Source organism: Burkholderia sp. BCC0506, from assembly GCF_902833145.1.
Lineage (GTDB): Bacteria > Pseudomonadota > Gammaproteobacteria > Burkholderiales > Burkholderiaceae > Burkholderia.
Genome location: NZ_CADFEN010000006.1, coordinates 310,864 through 332,665 on the forward strand (window position 1 = coordinate 310,864; position 21,802 = coordinate 332,665).

At 68.8% G+C, this 21,802-nt stretch carries 21 protein-coding genes; 3 read left to right on the forward strand and 18 right to left on the reverse strand.

The features are described from left to right. Window positions 1-18 precede the first annotated feature (18 nt). Window positions 19-1,320 carry an FAD-binding oxidoreductase gene (locus tag HWX62_RS16485; RefSeq protein WP_175928049.1) on the forward strand — a complete coding sequence of 434 codons (1,302 nt, stop codon included), beginning with the start codon at window positions 19-21 and terminating at the stop codon, window positions 1,318-1,320. Between the two features lie 132 nt (window positions 1,321-1,452). On the opposite strand, the gene HWX62_RS16490 is transcribed toward HWX62_RS16485, so the two are convergent. From HWX62_RS16490 to HWX62_RS16520, 7 genes are all read right to left on the reverse strand, one after another. Next, window positions 1,453-2,118: a DUF799 domain-containing protein gene (locus HWX62_RS16490; RefSeq protein ID WP_175928050.1), complete on the reverse strand. Its 666-nt coding sequence runs from the start codon at window positions 2,116-2,118 to the stop codon at window positions 1,453-1,455. A gap of 14 nt (window positions 2,119-2,132) precedes the next feature. Next, a complete protein-coding gene (locus HWX62_RS16495; RefSeq protein ID WP_175928051.1) occupies window positions 2,133-2,576 on the reverse strand; it encodes a DUF4810 domain-containing protein in 444 nt (147 codons plus the stop codon). Between the two features lie 82 nt (window positions 2,577-2,658). Further along, window positions 2,659-3,330 (reverse strand): CsgG/HfaB family protein, encoded by a 672-nt coding sequence (locus HWX62_RS16500; RefSeq protein WP_208456109.1) that lies wholly within the window; start codon window positions 3,328-3,330, stop codon window positions 2,659-2,661. An 801-nt stretch (window positions 3,331-4,131) separates the two neighbouring features. Next, window positions 4,132-5,487 carry a glutathione-disulfide reductase gene (gene gor / locus HWX62_RS16505; RefSeq protein ID WP_175928053.1) on the reverse strand — a complete coding sequence of 452 codons (1,356 nt, stop codon included), beginning with the start codon at window positions 5,485-5,487 and terminating at the stop codon, window positions 4,132-4,134. A 241-nt stretch (window positions 5,488-5,728) separates the two neighbouring features. Beyond that, complete coding sequence (locus HWX62_RS16510; RefSeq protein WP_011546403.1) at window positions 5,729-5,953, reverse strand: hypothetical protein; 225 nt, start codon at window positions 5,951-5,953, stop codon at window positions 5,729-5,731. A gap of 373 nt (window positions 5,954-6,326) precedes the next feature. After that, window positions 6,327-7,448, reverse strand: coding sequence for a porin (locus tag HWX62_RS16515; RefSeq protein ID WP_175928054.1), 1,122 nt, complete (start codon window positions 7,446-7,448; stop codon window positions 6,327-6,329). A gap of 345 nt (window positions 7,449-7,793) precedes the next feature. Continuing rightward, window positions 7,794-8,540: a YoaK family protein gene (locus tag HWX62_RS16520; protein ID WP_175928055.1), complete on the reverse strand. Its 747-nt coding sequence runs from the start codon at window positions 8,538-8,540 to the stop codon at window positions 7,794-7,796. Between the two features lie 275 nt (window positions 8,541-8,815). Here HWX62_RS16520 and HWX62_RS16525 point away from each other — a divergent pair, with 275 nt between their 5' ends. Then, window positions 8,816-9,154 carry a hypothetical protein gene (locus tag HWX62_RS16525; RefSeq protein WP_175928056.1) on the forward strand — a complete coding sequence of 113 codons (339 nt, stop codon included), beginning with the start codon at window positions 8,816-8,818 and terminating at the stop codon, window positions 9,152-9,154. 43 nt (window positions 9,155-9,197) lie between these two features. Here the strand turns inward: HWX62_RS16525 and HWX62_RS16530 are convergent, their stop codons facing one another. Continuing rightward, entirely contained in the window at window positions 9,198-9,725 is a 528-nt protein-coding gene (locus HWX62_RS16530) for a chromate transporter (protein ID WP_175928057.1), read from the reverse strand. Continuing rightward, window positions 9,722-10,369, reverse strand: a complete 648-nt coding sequence (locus HWX62_RS16535) for a chromate transporter (protein ID WP_175928058.1) — start codon at window positions 10,367-10,369, stop codon at window positions 9,722-9,724. Before HWX62_RS16535 ends, HWX62_RS16530 begins: the two co-directional genes overlap by 4 nt. 97 nt (window positions 10,370-10,466) lie before the next feature. Between HWX62_RS16535 and HWX62_RS16540 the strand changes: the two genes are divergently transcribed. After that, window positions 10,467-11,351: a transcriptional regulator GcvA gene (locus HWX62_RS16540; RefSeq protein WP_175928059.1), complete on the forward strand. Its 885-nt coding sequence runs from the start codon at window positions 10,467-10,469 to the stop codon at window positions 11,349-11,351. A 40-nt stretch (window positions 11,352-11,391) separates the two neighbouring features. Here HWX62_RS16540 and HWX62_RS16545 read toward each other — a convergent pair whose 3' ends face one another. The 9 genes from HWX62_RS16545 to flgF all read right to left on the reverse strand — a co-directional run bounded on the left by HWX62_RS16545 (window position 11,392) and on the right by flgF (window position 21,800). Next, window positions 11,392-12,699 carry a solute carrier family 23 protein gene (locus HWX62_RS16545; protein WP_175928060.1) on the reverse strand — a complete coding sequence of 436 codons (1,308 nt, stop codon included), beginning with the start codon at window positions 12,697-12,699 and terminating at the stop codon, window positions 11,392-11,394. 281 nt (window positions 12,700-12,980) lie between these two features. Further along, entirely contained in the window at window positions 12,981-14,216 is a 1,236-nt protein-coding gene (gene flgL, locus HWX62_RS16550; RefSeq protein ID WP_175928061.1) for a flagellar hook-associated protein FlgL, read from the reverse strand. 17 nt (window positions 14,217-14,233) lie between these two features. Then, a complete protein-coding gene (flgK, locus tag HWX62_RS16555) occupies window positions 14,234-16,165 on the reverse strand; it encodes a flagellar hook-associated protein FlgK (protein WP_175928062.1) in 1,932 nt (643 codons plus the stop codon). A gap of 195 nt (window positions 16,166-16,360) precedes the next feature. Further along, the gene (locus HWX62_RS16560) at window positions 16,361-17,116 is read right to left on the reverse strand and encodes a flagellar brake protein (protein ID WP_175985181.1); all 756 of its coding nucleotides are present in this window, start codon (window positions 17,114-17,116) and stop codon (window positions 16,361-16,363) included. A 221-nt stretch (window positions 17,117-17,337) separates the two neighbouring features. Beyond that, window positions 17,338-18,318 carry a flagellar assembly peptidoglycan hydrolase FlgJ gene (flgJ, locus tag HWX62_RS16565; RefSeq protein ID WP_175928064.1) on the reverse strand — a complete coding sequence of 327 codons (981 nt, stop codon included), beginning with the start codon at window positions 18,316-18,318 and terminating at the stop codon, window positions 17,338-17,340. After that, a complete protein-coding gene (locus HWX62_RS16570; protein WP_175928065.1) occupies window positions 18,319-19,503 on the reverse strand; it encodes a flagellar basal body P-ring protein FlgI in 1,185 nt (394 codons plus the stop codon). Between the two features lie 5 nt (window positions 19,504-19,508). Beyond that, window positions 19,509-20,198, reverse strand: coding sequence for a flagellar basal body L-ring protein FlgH (flgH, locus tag HWX62_RS16575; RefSeq protein ID WP_175928066.1), 690 nt, complete (start codon window positions 20,196-20,198; stop codon window positions 19,509-19,511). A gap of 20 nt (window positions 20,199-20,218) precedes the next feature. Continuing rightward, complete coding sequence (gene flgG, locus HWX62_RS16580; protein ID WP_006485706.1) at window positions 20,219-21,007, reverse strand: flagellar basal-body rod protein FlgG; 789 nt, start codon at window positions 21,005-21,007, stop codon at window positions 20,219-20,221. Window positions 21,008-21,041: 34 nt separating this feature from the next. Further along, window positions 21,042-21,800: a flagellar basal-body rod protein FlgF gene (flgF, locus tag HWX62_RS16585; RefSeq protein ID WP_175928067.1), complete on the reverse strand. Its 759-nt coding sequence runs from the start codon at window positions 21,798-21,800 to the stop codon at window positions 21,042-21,044. Window positions 21,801-21,802: the final 2 nt, after the last annotated feature.

Here is a 21,802-nt window from a genome sequence, read left to right on the forward strand (position 1 = left end):
CACTCCGCTTTCCTCATCATGCAGACATTCGCCAACCAACCGCACGTCGCGTCGTACTACGCGGCGACCGCCAACGACACGACCCGCCACGCGCCGCTCGCCGGCACGACCGACGCCGACGTGTGCGTGATCGGCGCGGGCCTCACGGGCCTGTCGGCCGCGCTCAATCTCGCCGAGCGCGGCCACTCGGTGACCGTGCTCGAAGCGTCGCGGGTCGGATGGGCGGCGAGCGGCCGCAACGGCGGCCAGCTGATCGGCGGCTTCGCGTGCGACATCGACACGTTCGCACGGTTCATGCCGGAAGGCGACGTGAAGCGCATCTGGGACATGGGGCTCGAAACGCTGTCGCTCGTGAAGTCGCGCATCGCGCGGCACGGCATCGACTGCGCGCTGGTGCCCGGCTACCTGACCGCGGCCAACACCGAACGCGACGCCGATGCGCTGAAACGCTGGCGCGACGAAGCCGCGCGGCGCTTCGGCTACGACCGCTTCCACTTCGTCGAAGCCGACGAACTCGGCGACTACGTGCAGTCGGCCCGCTATTGCGGTGGCCTGTACGACCCCGACAGCGGTCACCTGCATCCGCTCAACTACACGCTCGGCCTCGCGCGGGCGGCGATCGAAGCGGGGGTGCGCATCCACGAGGACAGCTGCGTGACGCGCGTGCGCGACGTGTCCGGCGGCCACGTCGTCGAGACGAGCGGCGGCGACGTGCGGGCGCGCTTCGTCGTGCTCGCGTGCAACACCTACGTCGGCACGCTCGCGCCCGCGCTGTCGAGGAAGATCATGCCGGTCGGCACCTACGTGATCGCGACCGAGCCGCTCGGCGACGCGCGCGCCGCCGCGCTGATGCCCGCGCGCGCGGCGATCTGCGACAGCCGCTTCGTGCTCGACTATTTCCGCCCGGCGCCCGACACGCGGCTCGTATGGGGCGGCAAGGTCAGCTATTCGACGCGCGAGCCGCGCGATCTCGCCGCGGCGATGCGCGCCGACATGCTGAAGACGTTCCCGCAGCTCGCGGACGTGAAGATCGACTATGCGTGGGGCGGCTTCGTCGACATCACGATGAACCGCGCGCCGCATTTCGGCCGCCTCGCGCCGACGACGTATTTCGCGCAGGGGTTCTCGGGGCACGGCGTGAACACGACCGCGCTCGCCGGCAAGCTGATCGCCGAGGCGATCGACGGACAGGCGAGCCGCTTCGACCTGTTCGACAAGATCCGGCATCGCGACTTCCCCGGCGGCGCGGCGCTGCGCACGCCGGCGCTGGTGCTCGCGATGAGCTGGTACCGGCTGCTGGACGCATTCGGCGTGCATTGAGCGCGTCGCGCGCCGCGATGCCGGTGCACATGAAAAACGGCCGCGCTCGCGCGCAGCCGTTCGATCGGATCGTGGCACGCCGGCGCAGCGGACACCTGCCGATGCCCGCGTGCCGCGCCTCGCCTGCGCCGGTCAGTCCGTGCCGTACTTCGGCGAATGCGGGCCGTACAGCAAGCCGGCCGGCGGCCCGGCCGACAGCAGGCGTGTGCTGGTGAACGCGGCGACGTCGTGGCTCTGGTCCATCAACGTATTCGCGATCTGCTTGACCGCGGCCACCACGAGCATGCCGATCAGGCCGCCGCCGCCGTTGTTGCCGCCTTCGTCGCTGCTCGCGCTCGCGTGGCCCTGCCACAGCACGTCGCCGGTACGCAGATCGACGAGCTTCGCCGAGGCCGACACGACCGTCGCGCTCGCGAGAATCCGGTAGACGGTGCCGTACTGCGACACCTTCGAATACAGCGCGGCGTCCGCACCGAAGATCTCGCGCAGTTTCGCGGGCGGCGTCTCCTGGATCTCGGCCGCGTTGGTCAGACCGTTCTGCTTGAACGTCTCGTCCATCACCGCGACCGGCACGACGTAATAGCCCGACTCGGCGAGCGGCAGCGTCATCTGCGACAGCATCCCGTAGGTCGCGCCGACGTCGGAGGTTTCGTTGACGGGCGGCAGCACGAGGATCGAGCGCGGCTGGCTCTTCTTGAACGCCGCGTAATCGGGCCGCTTCACCGGCTGCGCGCAGGCGCTCAGCAACGCGACGAGCGACAGCACGGACAGCAGCTTGAATGAGAGGGTCTTGAACATGGCTGGCGTGTCGCTCACGGTTTGGCGGTGGTCGGATCGGCGTGCTTCTGGCCGGCGACCGTCTGGTCAGCCGCCTTCCCGCCGGCTGCCTTCGGGTCGGCCGCCTTCGGCGCGCCGGTTTTCTTCTTCAGCAGGAAATCCATATAGGTCGCGGATTCCGGAAACAGCTGTTTCTCGGCCTGCAGTTCCTGTTCGGCCTGCTGCTCGCTGCCGATGCTCGCGTACAGCATGCCGAGATGCGCATGGAAGCCCGGCGGCGGCGTATGCCCCTTGCCGCGAATGTCCTGCAGCGCTTTTTCGAGCGCGTCGATCTGCTCCTGCGGCGACTTCTGCCCCTTGAAGTATTCGTACACCTGCGGCTGATAGCCGGTCCACTGATAGAGCGGCGGCGTGGAGCTCGCGCAGCCGGCGAGCAGCAAGGCGGCAGCCGTCGCCGGCAGCCAGTTACCCCGTTTCATGGTCTTTTCTCTTGTGATGTCGTGATGAATCGCTCGAGCGCGGCGCCGGCCCCGGCGCGCGCTGCGGCGGGTTGCGCGACGCTTACTGCGCGACCTTCAATGCGCCGGCGTCGACCTGCTCCGCGAGATGGTTCACGGCTTCCTGGATCGCGAGATCGAGCACCTTGCCGTTGAGCGTCGAGTCGTAGCCGGCCGTGCCGCCGAAGCCGATCACCTCGCGGTTCGACAGGCTGAACTCGCCCGCGCCCTGGCTCGATGCGACGACTTCCGACGTCGTCGTGTCGACGATGTTCAGGTTGACCTTCGCGTACGCGACCTGCGTCTTGCCGCGGCCGAGAATGCCGAACAGCTGATGATCGCCGACGTCCTTGCGGCCGAACTCGGTCACGTCGCCCGTCACCACGTAGTTCGCGCCCTTCACGGCCTGCGCCTTCTTCATGAAGCCCGCTTCCTGCTTGATCTCGTCGAGGTTCTCGCGATCGAGCACGTTGAAGCGGCGGCTCTGCTGCAGGCGCGTGACGAGGATCGTCTTCGCCTGTCCGCCGAGGCGGTCGATGCCGTCGGAGAAGATGCCGCGCATGTAGCTGGAGCGGTTGTCGAACTTGCCGACGGCGATCGCGACGGGCTTGCCCGCGTACGGCTTTTGCGCGCTGCTGACGGCCGGCACGTCGAGCGTGCGCGACGATTCGGTCGCGCAGCCGGACAGCGCTGCGATGACCGCTGCCGCCACGAGGACGGTGCGTCGTGTCTGAATGTTCACTGCTGGTCTCCTTGGTGAAAAGAATGCCCGAGCGGGCGCGCCGGCTCGCGAACGACCCGGCGGTCAAACGGCTGCGGCGCGAACGGACACGCGCGCATCGGTGCGATGCGCGCGCACGCGTTCATCGCCGGGCCGGCGATAGCGGTATGTGAAGGATGGGTGCGCGCAACGTACGCGTTGCGACACGAAACGGATGGGCAATGCAATACGCGACAGGCTCGCGTGCGCCGGTTACCCCGTTGTTCTGATTGCTGCGCTGTTGATCGCGCATGATACGGCCCCGTATGTGATTTTTCGCGATCATACCAAGTCCGCTTATCGAGACGGGGATTCTTGAAAAGAATTGACGAATTTCCGACAGGTACGAAACACGCGATTGGCGCCGGCGCGCAGCCGCATACGGGAAGTCGGCATTGCCGTGAATGCGACATCGATCGACGGACGCGCATCCCGGCATTCGAGCCGCACGCGCGCGTGCATCGGTGCAAACGCGCGTGCGATTGCCGCTAGGGCCTGTTCACGCTAATAACGGGCTTGCGCTGGCCGCCAGAAGGGCCGAGCGCAAGGATTGCGACGAAGCGAATACTCGACGTATTCGCGAGGAGCATGACGCGGCGATCGGCCCTTCTGGCGGCCAGCCCCACGAACGATTTTCTCCAAACAGGGGAACGTGCCTTTCCGCCCGCATGGCGGCGTCGTTCGTCGTTGCAATAGCTACGGCTATTGCGCCTCCTCTCTCCTTGCCCTGCGGGCGGAAAGGCACGTTCGCAAGCCCGTTATTAGCGTGAACAGGCCCTAGTCGGCCACCTTCTGCCGCATCGTCACGAACTCCTCGGCCGCGGTCGGGTGAATGCCGATCGTGTCGTCGAACTGCGCCTTCGTCGCGCCCGCGCGAATCGCGATCGCGATGCCCTGGATGATCTCGCCCGCGTCGCGGCCGACCATGTGCGCGCCGACCACGCGCTGGCTGTCGCGCGCGACGACGAGCTTCATCAGCGTGCGCTCGTCGCGGCCCGACAGCGTGTGGCGCAGCGCCTTGAACGACGTGCGGTAGATATCGACGTCGCCGTGCGCGTGACGCGCATCGGCTTCGCTCAGGCCGACCGTCGCGACCTCGGGCTGGCTGAATACGGCCGACGGCACGTACGCGTGATCGACCGCCACGCGCGACCCGCCGAACAGCGTGCGCGCGAGCAAGCCGGCGTCGCGCGTCGCGACCGGCGTGAGCTGCGGCCGCGACGTGACGTCGCCGATCGCGTGGATCGACGGCACCGACGTCGCCGAATACGCATCGACGGCAATCGCGCCGCGCGCATCGAGCAGGATGCCCGCCTGCTCGAGCCCGATCCCGTCGACGTTCGGCACGCGGCCCGTCGCATAGAGCACCTGATCGTACGGCCCGTGCCGCACGTCGCCGACGCGCACGGACAGCGTGCCGTCGCTCGCGCGCTCGATCGACTCGATCACCGCGCGCGGATGAATCGTGACGCCCTGCTTCGTCATCTCGTCGGTCAGGAACTGGCGCACGTCGTCGTCGAAGCCACGGAGGATTTTCTCGCCGCGATAGAACACGTCGACGTGACTGCCGAAGCCATTGAAGATGCCCGCGAACTCGACCGCGATATAGCCGCCGCCGACCACCGCGATGCGCCTGGGCAGCGCCGCGAGCGACAGCGCCTCGCGCGACGTGATCGCGTGCTCGATGCCGGGCCGCGGCGGCAGCACCGGACGCGAGCCGGTCGCGATCGCGATGTGGCGTGCGCGGATCGTGCGCGCGCCGATCGCGACCGTATGCGCATCGACGAGCGTCGCGCGGCCGGCGTGCATGTCGACGCCCGATTGCCGCAGCAGGTTGATGTAGATGTCGCTCAGCCGGTTGATCTCGCGATCCTTCGCGGCGATCAGCGCGGGCCAGTCGAGCGTGCCGGCGCCGAAGGTCCAGCCGAAGCCCTTCGCGTCCTCGATTTCGTGCGGATAGTGCGATGCATAGACGAGCAGTTTCTTCGGGATGCAGCCGCGCAGCACGCAGGTGCCGCCGATCTGCTCTTCTTCCGCGATGCCGACGCGCGCGCCGTATGACGCGGACATGCGCGCGAGCCTCACGCCGCCCGAGCCGGCGCCGATGACGAACAGGTCGTAGTCGAAATCCATCGCATTCCCTCATCGCAGTTCGGATGGGGGCACGATAGCAAGATTCGGGCATTCGTGCGGCACATCGCGCGTGCCGCGCGCCCAACAAAAAACGGCGAGAGACGAGGCCTCTCGCCGGTCAAACCGGCTGGCGGTTGTGTCATGCGTCACCGATCGACCGCATGCCCGACCTGCCGACTGCGCGGCGCCGGTCGACCCGGGCGCGCGAAGGGCGCGCCCGCGGCCGGACCGGCCGCCATGCTCATGCCTGCGACGTGTCGCTGCCGTCCGTCGCCTGCGTATCGTCCGCCTGCTGCGGTTGCTCGTCCTTCTTCTCGAGCATGCCTTCGATCGCCTCGGCGCCCTTGAAACCGGCGACGGCCGCGGCCGCCTTGGTCAGCAGGCCCGCATCCGGATCCAGCTTTTCCGCACCTTCGACGGCAGCGACCGCGCCGGCGATTTCACCCACGACGTTCAGGATACCCATCGTCATCCCCTTTCAAGAAAATCGTGAGCGCATCGTCCCACGAAAGAAACCGGCGGACCGCGTTTGTCATCGCCGGATACACAAGTTACGCACCAGGCCGGCCGCGCGCGCCGAGCGCTACCGGAACGACGCACGCGCACGCCGGACGGCATGCAACGCGCGATGCACGCAGCGTAGCGGAAAGCCCGGGCGCGGACTGTAAAAGTATGTTGTGGATTGCCGACGGATCGCTTACGGCGCGGGACTTTCGCAATGAAGCGCCTGCCGAATAGTCGTGCGCGCGTATGAAGGTCGCGCGACGAAAAAAAGAGGCGCCTCGCGGAGCCTCTTCGATGCGCACCGGACGAAGCCGGCGCGGGCGTTCCGACGTTCGTCAGAAGATATTGCGCAGGCCGATCGCGATGCCCGTCTGGTTGCTGCGGCCGGGCAGCTCGACGTTCGCCGCGCCGTTCGTCTTGTTGAAGTCGACGGTGCCGTAGATTTCGGTGCGCTTGCTCAGCGCGTACTCGGCGATGCCGACGATCGCGTAGCGGTTGCCGCTCGCGAGCGTGCCGTTCGTGGTCATCGCATTGCGCATGTGGTCGTAGTAGAACGCGCCCGTCAGCGTCAGCGGCGCGCTGACCTGCCAGCTCACGCCCGCGAACGGGCCGTCGTCGATGCGGCCCGTGCCCTTCGCGACCGGAATCGACTGCTGCGCGAGCAGGCTGTCGACGAAGCCCGTGTCGTCCTTCGAGCGCAGGTAGCCCGCGTAGATCTTCGCCTTGCTGAACGCGTACACGACGTTCGCGTGGTAGATCGTCTGCTTGCGCGCCGAGTTGTCGCTGTTCTGCTGCGCGCCGGCCGCGATGCTGAGCGGGCCCATCACGTACGACAGCGACACGCCCCACGCATTGCCCTTGCCGAGCGAGCCCGGAATCTGGCCCGAGAAGCCGCCGGCGCCGGTCGATTCGTAGTTGGTGCCGGTCGAGTACATCGCCTTCGCGGTCAGCCCCTCGAACTTGCCCGTGTACTTGATCTGGTTGTCCGCATACAGGCCGCCGCCGAGTGCGACCGGCAGCCATGCGTTTTCGAGGTAGTTACCGACCGTCAGGGGATCGTAGGTGTCCGCCAGCAGGTCGAACAGCGGCGTCTTCTGGCGGCCGAGGGTCACCGTGCCGTACGGGCTCTGCAGGCCGACGTACGCCGCGCGGTTGAACAGGCGGCCGCTGTCGGCGAATGCGCCGTTCTGCAGGTTCACGCCGCTTTCGAGGTTGAAGACCGCCTTCAGGCCGCCGCCGAGATCTTCCGTGCCGTAGATGCCGAAGCGGCTGTTCGTGATCGCGCCGTTGGTCATCGACAGCAGGCCGTCGTTCTTCGCGTTGGCGTTGGTCAGGTAACGAATGCTGGCGTCGGCGACGCCCCACAGCGTGACCGAGCTTTGTGCTGCGGCGTACTGGCTGGCGAAGGCCAGCGCGGCGCCCCCTGCGATGGCTGCGAGCCGGGTGGTCTGCTTCATGAGCTTTCCCTTTTGTAGGTGTCTCCATTCATGGCCGGCCGCGTGCGCAGCCGGGTGGCGATCGCACACGTTCATGGCGCGCGCGATGTGGGCTGAATCATAAGATGAGTACGAACGCTGAAAGAAATTGAAATGTGCGGCAATCGCGCGATTGTCGTCCGCGAACAACGTTTCCCGCGCCGGGCCGGCGTCGCGCGGCGGCGGGACGGTGCGCGACGGCGCCGGCGGACACGCGCGGCGCAGTAAGGTTCGGCGATGGTGCGGTGCGGTCACGCGGAGCGTCGCGACGTGGTCGCTGTGATCGGTGCGCGTTGCGGATTGCCGGTCGCCGGTCGCCGGTTGTCGTCAGGCCGATTGCGTCGCCCCGTCGCTTCCGTTGCCCGCGTCGCCGTGACCGTCCGCGTTGCCCGCACCGCCGTCTCCCGCGCGCCGCCAGGCCCGCCGCACGATCTCCGCGAACGCGCCGGCGAGCAGCAGCACGGCACCCCACAGCGCGATGTCCGGCACGAGCCGCGTCACGAGGCCGCCGACCACCGCGCCCGCCAGGAAACAGAAACTGATCGTCGCGAGCAGCGCCGAGTCGTGCAGCGCCCCCGCGTCGTAGCGCGGAATCAGCCCGACGAACAGCTTCTGCGCGGCGCGCCGCAGGTTGCCGGTCGTCATCACCGACGTGTACGACAGTTCCTCGAGATGGGTGAACGACAGCGTCTGCAGCGTCGCGACGAACGAGATGCCCGGAATCAGCCAGGCACTCGACGCGCCGACGAGGCCGCTCGCGGCGACGCCGAGAAACGCGATCTCGACGATCAGGCTCACGAACGCCGTATGCCGCATCCAGCCGCGCTGCGCGGCCAGGCCGAGCAGGTGCGCGACGAACACGGCGAGCACGAAGCCGCCGAGCGGCGGCACGTGATGCAGCGCGGCGGCCCATTCGCCGGCCGACAGGTTGATGCCGAGCAGCGCGACGTTGCCGGTCATCGTGTTCGCGAACACGTGGCCGTGTCCGACGTACGTGTACGCGTCGAGATAGCCGCCGGACAGCGTCAGCAATGCGGCGACGGTGAGATTGCGGCTGGCGCCGTCGAGATCCATCGATCCTCCGTGGTGCGCGCCGCCCGGGCGCATGCGGCGGGCGGTGCGAATGTCGGTCGTGCAGGCAGGCGTGGCGCGCCGCCGGCACGGCGCGGCCGGCTTCGCCGCCTGCCGCGCGTCAATATGACGTTCGCCGTCGGGGTACGGGCGGGCGCCGCGCATCGCAGCCGGGCTGGACGTGGCGGTCGCGCGATTTTCACCGCCGCGAGACCGGCCGAGTATACCGGGCCGACCGACGCCGGCCGCGGCCCCGTTCGCCTTCACCGGGCCGTCGCATGACACTCGCGATGCGCTTCCTGCGCGACACGGTCATCCCGTCCGCCGCGATCGTGCCGGTGGCCGTCCGGGCGTTCGACCGCGAATCGGGCGAGATCGATGCGCGCCAGTCCGCGGTGCTGGTGGCCGCGTATCCGTCGTTCACGCCGAAGCTGAAGCGCGAGGTGACCGACGCGTTGCGCGGCGGCAGGCTCGCGACGACCGATGGCGGCACGATCATGCGCGACGCACTCGACGCGGGGTTCGCGGTCGACTGGCCGGCCGCGGCGGACGACGTCGGCAGCGAGCGCGGCCGGCTGCTCGGCTTCGTGAACGGCGAGCCGCCGGCATCGCCGTAGCCCGCGGCCGCCGCGGCCAGCCGCGGGCGGCACGACCCGCCGCTCACTGCCCGATGCCCGTGAGCCCGATCAGCGCGCCGCCCGCGAGCAGCCACAGCGGATGGATGCGCGTGCGCCACGCGAGCACCGCGCATGCGGCCGTGATGCCCCACTGGATCGCGGTGCGGTTCGACGCCTCGGCGATCAGCACCGCGCTCGCCGCGACGAGCCCGGCCGTCACCGGCATCATCCCCTGCTGCACGTAGCGGCGCCACGGCCGGTCGCGAAAGCGCTCCCACGCATGCAGCGCGAGCACGGTGACGATCGACGACGGCCCGAACTTCGCGAGCGACGCGACCAGCAGCCCGGCCCAGCCGGCCACGTGCCAGCCCACCAGCGACACGATCATCATGTTCGGCCCCGGCGCCGCCTGGGCCAGCGCGAACAGCGCGGTGAACTCGTGCGCGCTCATCCAGTGATGCACGCCGACGACCTGCCGCTGCATCTCCGGCAGGATCGTGTTGCCGCCGCCGAACGCGAGCAGCGACAACTGGCTGAAGATCGTCGCGATGGCGATCAGCGTGTCGCTCATGGCCGGCGCTCCTGCCGCGAGCCGTGCGAATCGTGCGGACTGCGCGCGGCCGCCGGCGCCGGCTGCGGCGTGCCCGCGTCGCGGCGGCGCGACGCGAGCCACACGCTGACGGGCGTCAGCACGAGCATCGTGGTCAGCAGCGGCATGCGCACCACCGCGATCGCGACGAACGCGAGCGCCGCGATCGCGGCGGCCGTGCGCGGCGCCCGAAGCAGCGGCTTCGCGACCTTCACGGCCATCGCGACGAGCAGGCCGGCCGCCGCCGCGGCGAGCCCCGCGAACAGGTGCTGCACGCGCGGATCGTTCTGCGTCTTCGCGTACAGCACGCCGAGCGCGACGACGACGAGCGTCGGGCCGGCGATCAGCCCGAGAATGCCGGCGAACGCGCCCGCGACGCCGCGAAAGCGCATGCCGACGGCGACCGACAGGTTGATCACGTTGCCGCCCGGCAGGAACTGGCAGAGGCCGAGCAGATCGGTGAATTCGTCGGCGGAGAGCCACTTGCGCTCGTCGACGATCGTGCGCCGCGCGAACGGCAATGCGCCGCCGAACGACATCAGGCCAAGCGACAGGAAGCCGGTGAACAGCTCGGCGAGGCCGATCCGGCGCGGGGATGCGGCAGGCGGCGGAGAAACGGATTGCATGGGGCTCCTCATCAAACGATGCCCCCGAGGTTACCGCCGTTCAAACGGCCGGCAAAACGATTTTATCGGCGCGCCCTTGTGATCTAAAATCACAAGCATGGCACGCGATCTCCCACCCTTTTCCGCGCTTCGGGCCTTTGAGGCCGCGGCACGACATGAAAGCTTCAGCGCCGCCGGCGACGAACTGCATGTGACTCACGGTGCCATCAGCCGGCAGATTGCCGGGTTCGAGGCCTGGCTCGGCAAGCCGGTGTTCCACCGCTACGGCAAGCGCGTGAAGCTCACCGACGAAGGCCGCCGCTACCTGGACACCGTGCGCGCGGCATTCGACAGCATCGCGCACGCGACCGAGCAGTTGCGCAATACCGGCGCGGCGCGCGTGCTGCGCATCAACGCGCTGCCGACCTTCGCGATGAAATGGCTGCTGCCGCGCCTGTCGCGGTTCCAGCGCGACGTGCCGAACGTCGAGCTGAAACTGTCGACGTCGAACGCGCCGCTCGACACGCTGAACGGCTTCGACGTCGCGATCCGCCGCGGCCCCGGCCACTGGCCGAACTGCACGAGCGGCCACTTCCTCGACGAAAGCGTGATCCCGGTGTGCAGCCCGGCGCTGCTCAAGCGTGCGCCGATCGCGCGCGCGGACGATCTCGCGCGGCACGTGCTGCTGCATTCGGATACGCGGCCGGAAGGCTGGCGCGACTGGTTCGCGGCGGCCGGCGTGACGATGAAGGGGCGCAAGCGGCAGTCGTTCGACCATTTCTACCTGGCGCTGCAGGCGGCCGTCGACGGGCTCGGCGTCGCGCTCGGCCCGCTGCCGCTGATCGACGACGAGCTGGCGAGCGGCCGTCTCGTGATGCCGCTGCCCGGCCCGCGCATCGCGACGCGCAGCTACTGGTGGATCGCGCCGGGCGCGCCGGCCGACGATCCGCTCGTCGCGCAGTTCTGTGCGTGGCTGCAGGGGCAGTCGAATACCGGGGCATGAAGGCGCGCCGACGGGCGGCATGGCACCGCCCGCGCTCGAATCAGACCACCGGCCCCGGTTCCTTCTCCTTGCGCAGGATCGCGTACAGGATGATCGCGCCGAACGTCGCGGTGCCGATCCCGCCGAGCCCGAAGCCGCCGATCTTCAGCGAGAAGTCGCCGGCGCCGAGCACGAGCGTGACGGCCGCGACGATCAGGTTGCGGTTGTCGGAGAAGTCGACCTTGTTGACGACCCAGATCCGCGCGCCCGTCACCGCGATCAGCCCGAACACGACGATCGACACGCCGCCGAGCACGGGGCCCGGAATCGTCTGGATCACCGCGCCGAACTTCGGCGAGAAGCCCAGGCCGATCGCGATCAGCGCGGCGATCGCGAACACCAGCGTCGAATAGATCCGCGTGACGGCCATCACGCCGATGTTCTCCGCGTAGGTGGTCACGCCCGTGCCGCCGACGCTGCCCGACACGATCGTCGCGAGCCCGTCGCCGATGAACGCCCGGCCGACGTAGCGGTCGAGGTTGGTGCCCGTCATCGCGCTGACGGCCTTGATGTGGCCGAGGTTCTCCGCGACCAGGATCACCGCGATCGGCGCGAGCATCAGCATCGCGTGCGGATCGAACACCGGCGCGCGGAAGCCCGGCACGCCGAACCACGCGGCATGCGCGACGATCGAGAAATCGATCGGCTTGCCGAGGCCCATCCCGTTGGTCGCGATCGCGTAGATCGCGTACGCGATCACGAGCCCGACGAGGATCAGCAGGCGCTGCATCATCCCGCGCGCGAACACCGCGACGCCGCCGACGCACAGCACCGTGACGAGCGCCATCACCGAGTCGAAGGTCGAGCCCGATACGCCCTTGACCGCGATCGGCGCGAGGTTCAGCCCGATCACCGCGACCACCGCGCCGGTCACGACGGGCGGCATCAGCGTTTCGATCCAGCGCGTGCCGATCGCCTGCACCAGCGCGCCGAGCGCGACGTACACGACGCCGCACGCGACGATCCCGCCGAGCGCGACCGGAATGTTCGGGTTCGGACCGCTGCCGCCGTAGCCCGTCACCGCGATCACGAGGCCGATGAATGCGAAGCTCGAGCCGAGATAGCTCGGCACGCGGCCGCCCACCAGCACGAAGAACAGCAGCGTGCCGATGCCCGACATGAAGATGCACAGGTTCGGGTCGAATCCCATCAGCAGCGGCGCGAGCACGGTCGAACCGAACATCGCGACGACGTGCTGCACGCCCATCGCGACCATCTGCGGCCACGCGAGGCGCTCGTCGGGGCCGACCACGCGCGAGCTCGCGCCGGTCGGCTGGACCCGCCAGCGCGGGAAGTAGGAATCGGACATGGGGAAAGCGCTCCTGTCGGTCGTCGGTCGCCGGCTGCCAAGGATGCGCCGGTCTGGAATCTGGCGCGAGTTTACGGAGCGGAATGGGGGCTGGCAAGCGAAGCGGTACGCGGCGTCGCCAGGGCGGAACAGCCGGGGTGCGGGCGTGGCCGGCCGCGTGCGGAAACCGGTGCGCGACCGCGCGGCCCGGTGAAAGGGTCGCCCGCGCATGACGCACGCGCGGCGCCCGGTGCCGGGCGCGAAGCAAGCGTGCGCTCACATCGCGGCCGGCGCGTCATGCATCACGGATTGATGTACTGGAACAGCGACAGGTTCTGCAACTGCGCGTAAGCCTTCTGCGAGCCGGTCAGCGCGTTCTGCATCTGCAGGAACTGGCTGATCGTCGCGACCATGTTGGTGCTCGTCAGGTCGGCCAGGTTGCTGCTGACCTGCAGCGTGTTGGTCTGGTTCACGGCCTGCATCGCCTTGATTTCCTGCTCGCGGCCGCCGACCGACGCCTGCACGGTGAGCACGTTCGTCATCATGTTGTTCAGCTTCGTCGTGCCGGTGGTCATCGCGTTCGCGAGCGCGGTCGCGGCCGACGTGTTGCTGCTGATCGGCACCTTCAGCGCGGCGATCATCGTGTCGAGCGCGGCGAACACGTCGGTGCCGGCCTGCGGCGCGGGCGTGACCGTGAACGTGTCGCCCGGCGCCGGCTTGCCCGACACGGGCACCGACAGGCCGCTGCCGAGCGCGATCCCGGCGCCGGCCGAATACGGCTGCGCGGCGGTCGTGGTCGGCGGCACGACGGTGTTGTCGGTCACCGTGTAGGTCGGCGCGGCGGCCGTGCCGCCGAACGCGATCGTGAACTGGTGCGCGTTGGTCGCGGCCGACGGGCTCGTGATCGTCACCGCGCCGATCGTGCCCGTGCCCGTGTTGCCGGCGCCCGCGAGCGGCACCGGCTGGCTGCCGAGCATCGGCACCGACAGGAACACGCTCGCGCCGTCGTCGCCCTGCGCGATCGCGCGCGTGTCGGCGATCTGCACCTGGCGCGATCCGGTGTCGCCGCTGTAGGTCACACCGCCGCCCGGCGCGTTCGAGAACGGCGCGGTGGCCGACTGAAAGCCCGCGAACAGGTAATTGCCCGAGCCGTCGGTCGAATTCGCGAGGGTCAGCAACTGGTCGCGATAGCCCTGCAGTTGCGTCGACAGCGCGGAGCGGTCGCTGTCCGACAGCGAGCCGTCGCCGGCCTGGATCACGACCGTGTGAATGCTGTTGAGCAGGTTGTTGACGCTGATGAGCGTCTGGTCCTCCTTCTGCAGCGACGACAGCGCGGCGTTCTGGTTCGACGCGTACTGCGACAGCGTCGCCGACGTCATCGACAGCTGCACGGCCTGCGCCGCGCCGAGCGGGTTGTCGGCCGGCGTCGCGAGGCTCACGCCGCTCGAGATCTGCTGGTACAGCTGCGAGAGCTGCGCCTGCTGGTCGCTCATCTGGGCGACGTTCATCTGGTAGAACTGCGCAGTGGAAATCCGCATCGCTTCGATCCCCGAAATCAATTGAACAGGCCGAGCACGGTCTGGAACAGCGTCGACGCCGTCTGGATCACCTTCGCGTTCGCCTGGTAGAGCTGCTGGTACTGCATCAGGTTGGCCGCTTCCTCGTTCTGGTTCACGCCCGACACCGACTGCTGCGCCTGCGTGATCTGGCCGACCAGCGCGGTCTGCGCGGCGCTCGACGACTTCAGCTGGCTCGCCGTGTTGCCGATGCCGTTCACGTAGTTCGCGTACGCGCCCGTCAGCGTGGTCGAGCCGTTGCCGAACGCCTTCGAGTTGACGAGCTTCGCCAGCGCGAGCGCGTTGCTGCCGTCGTTGGTGCCGCCCGTGTTCGGCGCGACCTTGAACGTGTCGCCCACCGCCGGCGTGCCCGACACCGTGACCGTGACGCCGGCCGTCAGCGTGATCGGCGAGCCGGACTGGTACGGCTGCGCGGCGCTGGTCGTCGGCGGCACGGCCGTGTTGTCGGTGACCGTGTAGGTCGGCGCGGCCGAGGTGCCGCCCATCGTGATCGTGTAGTCGTGCGGGTTGGCCGCGGCCGTCGCGCTCGTGACCGACAGCCCGCCGATCGTGCCGCTGCCCGTATTCGTCGTCGTGGCCGACGGCACGTACGGCGCGGCCGCCGCGATCGCGGCGCCGTTCGACGTCGCGAGGCCGAAGCCGTTCAGCGCGCCGCGCGTCGGCTGCACGGTGAACTGGTCGCCGGGGTTGATCGTGCCGGACGAGAACGAGAAGTTCAGCCCGCCGATCGATGCCGGCATCGACGTCGACGTGCCGACCACCGTGCCGGTCGCGCGATCGGTCAGCGTGTAGTTCGTGCCGTCGTACGCGAGCGTGTAGTCACTCGTGGTCGGCTGCGACGCGTTCGCGAACGACACGGACAGCACCGCGTTGCCGGTATTGCCCTGGTTCGCGTAGGTGATCGGCGCGCCGGTCGAAAACAGGTTGCCGCCGACCTTGCCCGACAGGTCGATGCCGAGCGCGTTCTGCGCGTTGACCTGCGCGGCGAAGCTGGTCGCGATCGCGCCGAGCTGCGCTTCGGCCGGGTCGAGCGTCTGGCTGCGGAACGCGAGCAGGCCGCCGAGCGTGCCGCCCGACAGCGACGCGTCGGACAGGAACTGGTTCGGCCCCTGCGGATTCGCGCCGGCGATGCCCTGCGACACGACGGTCAGCTCGCTCGGGTCGGACGGCGACGTGACGGTCGCGAGCTGGTAGCTCTTGTCCGCGACGACGAGCGGCGTGCCGCCCGACATGAACACGCTGTAGCCGTCGCTGTTGCGCACGACCTGCACGCCCGCGAGATTCGACAGGTTCGACACCGCGAGGTCGCGCTGGTCCATCAGCTGGTTCGGCGGCTGGCCCTGGCTGCTCGCCGCCGCGATCTGCTGGTTCAGCTGCGCGATCTGCGCGGTGTACGCGTTGATCTGCGTGACCGTGCTCGTGAGCTGCGTGTTCACGCTCTGGCGCAGCGCGTCGTACTGCTGGCCGGCCGCCGTGATCTGGTTCGCGAGCGTCTGCGCGTTGCTCATCGCGGTCTGCCGCACCGACGAGTCGGATGCGCTGTTCGCGACGTTCTGCATGCCGGTGAAGAAATTCGTGATCGCGGTCGAGATGCCGGCCGTCGGGCTGCCGATGTAGTTGTTCAGCTGCGTGACGAGCGAGTACCACGTCGACAGCGCGCCGCCCTGCGTCTGCGCGCCGTTCAGCTGGTCGCTCAGGTACTGGCTGTACTGCCGCTGCACGGTGACGGTGTTCACGCCCTGGGGCATGTAGCCGCTGCTGGTGTACTGCCCGCTTGCCTCGGCATAGACGGGGCGTTCGACCGAATAGCCCGGTGTCGCGGCGTTGCTGATGTTCTGGCCGGTCGTCGTGAGGCCCCAGAGCGCGGCATTCAGGCCGCTGACGCCGAGGTTCATGAGTGTGTTGGACATGCGCGATCCTGATGAGCCGGCCGCGCTGCGGCCGCCGGGTTGCGTGACTCCCGGTATAACGGCCGCGGATCGAAAAAATTGAGGAAAAAATGCACGCGCGGCGCACGGGCGTGCGTCGCCGGCCGAAGCGGGCGGCGGGCGCGCCGGCGCCGCTGCGCGGGGTGGCCCCGCGAGGGCCGGCCACCCTGGGGCGCGTCAGGCCCGCGCGAGCGAGCGGCGCTTCATTTCGAGCTGCGTGATCAGCCGCTGCAGCGTGTTCTCCGCGCTGCCCGGCAGCGACATGAAGCGAAAGCCGAGCTGGTAGCGCCGCGACCCGTTCGGCATCTGCGTCGAACGCTGCGACACGAGCTGCAGGTCGAGCGACAGCTTGCCGTGGCCCGTCAGCTCGAGCTCGACGTCCGGCAGCAGCGTGCCGACCTCGAGCGCCTCGACGCGCTCGTCGTCCGTGCGCAGCCCCACGCCACCGAGCGACAGGTTGTGCACCTCGAACAGGAAGCCTTCGCCGTCCGGCAGCTTGCCGCGGCACAGGAACGGATCGACGATCGGCGCATCGACGCGGAAATATTCGCGGCGCTGGATGCACACGAGCACGTCGGGAAAATCGGCGACGAACGCGGGCAGCCCCTCGTAGCGCGTCTCGCGCGGCGTACCCGTGGCGAATTCGACGCGCACGCCCTCCGGCGAGGCCGCGAACGTGCAGTGCGACGCGCCGAGGATGCCCGCGTTCTGCTCGGACAGCGCGCCCCAGTCGAACGTGAACGTGCGCGCGCCGACGTCGACCTCGAGCAGACGCGTGACGAGCTGGCCGCCCGGGTACTGGACGGTCAGGAAATCGCCGCGATTCACCAGGTTGCGCAGCTGCACGCCGATTTCCAGCGGATTGCGGCGGGCATAGTCGGGCCCGGAGTGGCCTGCATCCAGGCTGGGGTCCGTCGACGTTTCGATATTCATGGCTAGCCGGTCTTTCTTGTCATGGGCGCCCGGGGCAACCGGTGCGCGATAAAACCGGGCCAGAACGGGGGCCCGGTCGCAGGTCTCTCACACTTAGCGGCAGTGCTGACCGAAAGTTTAGATCGAAACGGCGATTTATTTCGCGCAAACGTTGAAACCGCGCGCGGCGGGACGCCGGGCGCGGTCCAGAAAAGGGGGCGGACCGATGACGGGCGGGCCGGTCAGCCGATCTGCTGCATGATCGAAATCAGCTTCTTCGCGTAATTCGGGTCGGTGGCGTAGCCGGCCTTCTGCATCCCGTGCGCGAAGCCTTCGACGCTGCGGCTCGCGCTCAGCACGCCCGCATAGCGCGGGTTGTTCTTCAGCAGGTTCGCGTAATCGGTCATCGCGTGCTCGTACGAGTCGTACGCACGGAACTTCGCGACCACGCGGCGCGGCGTGCCGTTCACGTATTCGGTGGTCAGCGCGGACACGGTGCGGCCGGTCCAGCCCTTGTTCGCCTTGATGCCGAACACGTTGTAGCTGGTCGAGCCGTCCGCCGCGCGGATCTCGCGCTTGCCCCAGCCCGATTCGAGCGCGGCCTGGCCGACGATGAAACGCGCCGGGATGCCGGTCGTCGCGCTGGCCGCCTGCGCGGGCCCCGCGAGCCGGTCGACGAACGCGTCCGCGTCCTGCACGCCGCTCGCGCCCTTGACCGGCGGCGTCAGCGCGCTGCCGGCCGAATAGCCGCGCGCGCCGGCGAGCCCGCCGTTGTTCGCCGCGTTCGCGTAGGCCTTCGCCATCGCGTTCATCGCGGCGAGGCTGCCTTCGTTGCCGGCCGTGCCGAGGCCGCCGGCGCCCATGCCGCCCATGCCACCGGCCCCGACGTCGGCCGCCGTGTCGCCGCCCGCATTGCGCAGCAATTGCTTCATCAGCGCGTCGGCGACGCCGATCCCGCGCGTCGACATCTGCTGCGCGAGCTGCTGGTCGAGCATCGACGTGTACATCTTCGACGTATGCGAATCGAACAGCCCGCCGTCGGGCGACGCGTCGCGCATGCTCTTGAGCATCATCTGCGTGAACATCGCGTCGAACTGGCCGGCGACCGCCTTCGCGCCGGCCTGCGGCGACTGCTTCGCCTGCGCGCGCAGCGCATCGAAACCCTGCACGTCGAGCGCGAAGCGCTGCGTGAGGTCGTTTGCGTTGGGAAGGTTCGCCGCCATTTAGATGATCTCCAGATCGGCGCGCAGCGCGCCGGCCGCCTTCATCGCCTGCAGGATCGACATCAGGTCCGCCGGCGTCGCGCCGAGCGTGTTCAGCGCCTTCACGACGTCGGCGAGGTTCGCGCCGGCCGTCACCATCTTCAGCGCGCCGTTGTCCTGCTTCAGCTGGATCTGCGACTGCTGCGCGACCACCGTCTGCCCGTTCGAGAACGGCCCCGGCTGCGACACCACCGGCTGCGTGTTGACGACCACCGACAGGTTGCCGTGCGCGACCGCGCAGCTCTGCAGCGTGACCATCTGGTTCATCACGATCGAGCCGGTGCGCGCGTTCAGGATCACCTTCGCCGCGGCCTTGTCCGGGCTCACGTCGAGGTTCTGCAGCCGCGCCATGAACGCGACCTGCTGCGCCGAATCGGCCGGCGCCGCGAGCTGGATCGTGCGGCCGTCGAGCGCCGTCGCGGTGCCCGGCCCGAAGCTCGAGTTGACCGCCGACACGATGCGCTGCGCGGTGCCGTAGTCCATGTCGTTCAGTTGCAGTTGCAGCACGCCGTTCATCTGCGCGATCGCGTTCGGCACCGAACGCTCGACGATCGCGCCGCCGGCGATCCGCCCGGCCGCGAGCTGGTTCACCTGCACGCGGCTGCCGTTCGCGCTCGCGCCCGCGCCGCCGACCGCCATGTTGCCCTGCGCGAGCGCGTACACCTGCCCGTCCGCGCCCTTCAGCGGCGTGAGCAGCAGCGTGCCGCCGCGCAGGCTCTTCGCGTTGCCGAGCGACGATACCGTCACGTCGAGCGCCTCGCCGGGCCGCGCGAACGGCGGCAGCGTGGCCGTCACCATCACGGCCGCGACGTTCTTCAACTGCATGTTGTTCAGCGACGACGGGCCGCCGTTGGCCGACCCGTTGTTGATCGAGATGCCGAGGTTCGCGAGCATGTTCGCGAGCGTCTGCGTCGTAAACGGCGTCTGCATCGTCTGGTCGCCCGTGCCGTCGAGGCCGACGACGAGGCCATAGCCGATCAGCGGGTTGTCGCGCACGCCCTGGATCTGCGCGAGATCCTTCAGGCGTTCGGCGTGCGCGGGCGCGGCGCCCGTCATGCACGCGGCGGCCACCGCCGCGAATGCGACGACGAGCCGCGCGGCGGCCCGCGCACGGGCCGACAGGCGGCTGGACAGGGTCGTCTGCATCGTCGTCACCACGGCGCGATGTTGAGGAAGAAGCGCTGCAGCCAGCCCATCGTCTCGGCTTCGTTGATGTAGCCCTTCGACGAGTATTCGATCTTCGCGTCGGCGACCTGCGTCGAATAGACGGAGTTCGCGCCCGAGATCGTGTTCGGGTTGACGACCCCCGAGAAGCGCACGAATTCGTTGCCCTGGTTGATCAGCATCTGCTTCTCGCCGCTGACCACGAGGTTGCCGTTCGGCAGCACGCTGGTGACGGTCACCGTGATCGTGCCGTTGAACGTGTTCGCCGCGCTCGCGCCGCCGGTGGCCGCGAACTTGTTCGCGCCGGTCGCCGACAGGTTCGCCTTCGCGAACAGCCCGCCGAGGAAGCCGGCCGTCGGCACGTTGAAGTCGGTGTTGCCCTGCCGGTTCGTGTTCGCGCCCGACGACTTGGTCGCGTTGATGTTCTCCGCGATCATGATCGTCAGGATGTCGCCGACGTTGCGCGGGCGCTGATCCTCGAACAGCGGCCGCCCCGCGAAGCCGGGGTTGTAGATCGAGCCGGGCGCCTGCATCGACATCGGCACCGGCGGCTGCGCCGTCATCGGCTGCTGGATGATCGGATCGCGCGGGATCTGCGCGCAACCGGCGAGCGCCGCCACCGCGACCGCGCACGCGGCGCGGACGGTGGCTGACGGGGGGAGGCGAACCTGCTTCATGGCGACGACGGGACTTCCGGTTAGCTCTTCATCTGCGTGACGGTCTGCAGCATCTGGTCGGACGTCGTCACGGCCTTGCTGTTGATCTCGTAGGCACGCTGCGTCTGGATCATGTTGACGAGTTCCTGCACGACGTTCACGTTGGACGCCTCGACGTAGCCCTGGTTGAGCACGCCCGCGCCGTTCAGCCCCGGCTGCGACACGTTCGGCGCGCCCGACGACGTCGTTTCCGCGAACAGGTTCTCGCCCTTCGCCTCGAGGCCGGCCGGGTTGATGAAGGTCGCGATCTGCAGCGAGCCGATCTGCACCGCGTTGCTCGAGCCCGGCTGCGTGACCGACACGACGCCGTCCTTGCCGATCGTCAGCGACTGCGCGTTCTGCGGCACGGTGATCGCCGGCAGCACCTGGTAGCCGCTCGACGTGACGAGCTGGCCCTGCGCGTTGGTCTGGAACGAGCCGTCGCGCGTGTATGCGTTGGTGCCGTCCGGCATCAGCACCTGGAAGAAGCCCGCGCCGTTGATCGCGACGTCCTTCGAATTGCCGGTCTGCGTGAGGCCGCCCTGCGTGTACAGGCGCTCGGTCGCGACCTGCTGCACGCCGGTGCCGAGCTGCAGGCCCGACGGCAGTTCCGTCTGCTGCGTCGAGTTCGCGCCGGGCTGGCGGATGGTCTGGTACAGCAGATCCTCGAACACCGCGCGTGACGCCTTGAAGCCGTTCGTGCTGGTGTTCGCGAGGTTGTTCGAAATCACGTCCATCTGCGCCTGCTGCGCATTCATGCCGGTCGCGGCGATGTAGAGCGAACGATTCACTTGTCGATTCTCCTGCTTGGGCTGGCGCGGGCGCTCAGCTGAAGTTGAGCAGCTGGTTCGCCGTCTGCTCGTTCTGGTCGGCCGTCTGGATCAGCTTCGACTGCAGCTGGAACGCCCGTGCGTTGTCGATCATCGCGACCATCGCGGTCACCGGGTTCACGTTGCTGCCTTCGAGCGAATTCGGCGTGACGACCACGTTCGGGTCGGCGTCGGCCGGGTTGCCGTCGGCGGTGCGGAACAACCCGTCATTGCCGCGCGTGAGCGTGCTCGGGTCGGGATTGACGAGCTTGATCTGGTCGACGATCGCGACCGCGGTGGGCGGGTCGCCCGGCATCAATGCGGACACCGTGCCGTCCTTGCCGATCGTCACTTCCGCGTTCGGCGGCACCGAGATCGGGCCGCCGTTGCCGATCACCGGCAGGTTGCTCGCGTTGACGAGCTGGCCGTTCTCGTCGACGTGCAGGTTGCCGGCGCGCGTGTACGCCTCGCCGCCGTCGGCCGTCTGCACCGACAGCCAGCCGGGCCCCTGCACGGCGACGTCGAGCGGATTGCCGGTCCGCGTGATCGGACCCGGCGCGTAATCGGCGCCGGGCGTCGACGCGAGCACGTAGGTACGCGTCGTCGTCGGGTCGATCTTGCTGCCGTCGCCGAAATTCATCGGCACCGCGCGATACGTCGCGAGTTGCGCGCGAAAGCCGGTCGTCGATGCGTTCGCGAGGTTGTTCGCGACCACCGCCTGCTGGTCGAGCGACTGCGACGCGCCCGTCATCGCCGTATAGATCAGTCGGTCCATGG

What these genes read in the sequence shown, in the direction of transcription:
- HWX62_RS16525 (WP_175928056.1), top strand. Translation starts at nt 8,816, where the DNA reads ATGACACTCGCGATGCGCTTCCTGCGCGACACGGTCATCCCGTCCGCC.
- HWX62_RS16515 (WP_175928054.1), bottom strand. Translation starts at nt 7,448, where the DNA reads ATGAAGCAGACCACCCGGCTCGCAGCCATCGCAGGGGGCGCCGCGCTG.
- flgL (WP_175928061.1), bottom strand. Translation starts at nt 14,216, where the DNA reads ATGCGGATTTCCACTGCGCAGTTCTACCAGATGAACGTCGCCCAGATG.
- flgJ (WP_175928064.1), bottom strand. Translation starts at nt 18,318, where the DNA reads ATGGCGGCGAACCTTCCCAACGCAAACGACCTCACGCAGCGCTTCGCG.
- HWX62_RS16495 (WP_175928051.1), bottom strand. Translation starts at nt 2,576, where the DNA reads ATGAAACGGGGTAACTGGCTGCCGGCGACGGCTGCCGCCTTGCTGCTC.
- HWX62_RS16510 (WP_011546403.1), bottom strand. Translation starts at nt 5,953, where the DNA reads ATGGGTATCCTGAACGTCGTGGGTGAAATCGCCGGCGCGGTCGCTGCC.
- flgF (WP_175928067.1), bottom strand. Translation starts at nt 21,800, where the DNA reads ATGGACCGACTGATCTATACGGCGATGACGGGCGCGTCGCAGTCGCTC.
- HWX62_RS16520 (WP_175928055.1), bottom strand. Translation starts at nt 8,540, where the DNA reads ATGGATCTCGACGGCGCCAGCCGCAATCTCACCGTCGCCGCATTGCTG.
- HWX62_RS16540 (WP_175928059.1), top strand. Translation starts at nt 10,467, where the DNA reads ATGGCACGCGATCTCCCACCCTTTTCCGCGCTTCGGGCCTTTGAGGCC.
- flgH (WP_175928066.1), bottom strand. Translation starts at nt 20,198, where the DNA reads ATGAAGCAGGTTCGCCTCCCCCCGTCAGCCACCGTCCGCGCCGCGTGC.
- flgK (WP_175928062.1), bottom strand. Translation starts at nt 16,165, where the DNA reads ATGTCCAACACACTCATGAACCTCGGCGTCAGCGGCCTGAATGCCGCG.
- HWX62_RS16570 (WP_175928065.1), bottom strand. Translation starts at nt 19,503, where the DNA reads ATGCAGACGACCCTGTCCAGCCGCCTGTCGGCCCGTGCGCGGGCCGCC.
- HWX62_RS16545 (WP_175928060.1), bottom strand. Translation starts at nt 12,699, where the DNA reads ATGTCCGATTCCTACTTCCCGCGCTGGCGGGTCCAGCCGACCGGCGCG.
- HWX62_RS16530 (WP_175928057.1), bottom strand. Translation starts at nt 9,725, where the DNA reads ATGAGCGACACGCTGATCGCCATCGCGACGATCTTCAGCCAGTTGTCG.
- gor (WP_175928053.1), bottom strand. Translation starts at nt 5,487, where the DNA reads ATGGATTTCGACTACGACCTGTTCGTCATCGGCGCCGGCTCGGGCGGC.
- HWX62_RS16535 (WP_175928058.1), bottom strand. Translation starts at nt 10,369, where the DNA reads ATGCAATCCGTTTCTCCGCCGCCTGCCGCATCCCCGCGCCGGATCGGC.
- HWX62_RS16560 (WP_175985181.1), bottom strand. Translation starts at nt 17,116, where the DNA reads ATGAATATCGAAACGTCGACGGACCCCAGCCTGGATGCAGGCCACTCC.
- HWX62_RS16485 (WP_175928049.1), top strand. Translation starts at nt 19, where the DNA reads ATGCAGACATTCGCCAACCAACCGCACGTCGCGTCGTACTACGCGGCG.
- HWX62_RS16490 (WP_175928050.1), bottom strand. Translation starts at nt 2,118, where the DNA reads ATGTTCAAGACCCTCTCATTCAAGCTGCTGTCCGTGCTGTCGCTCGTC.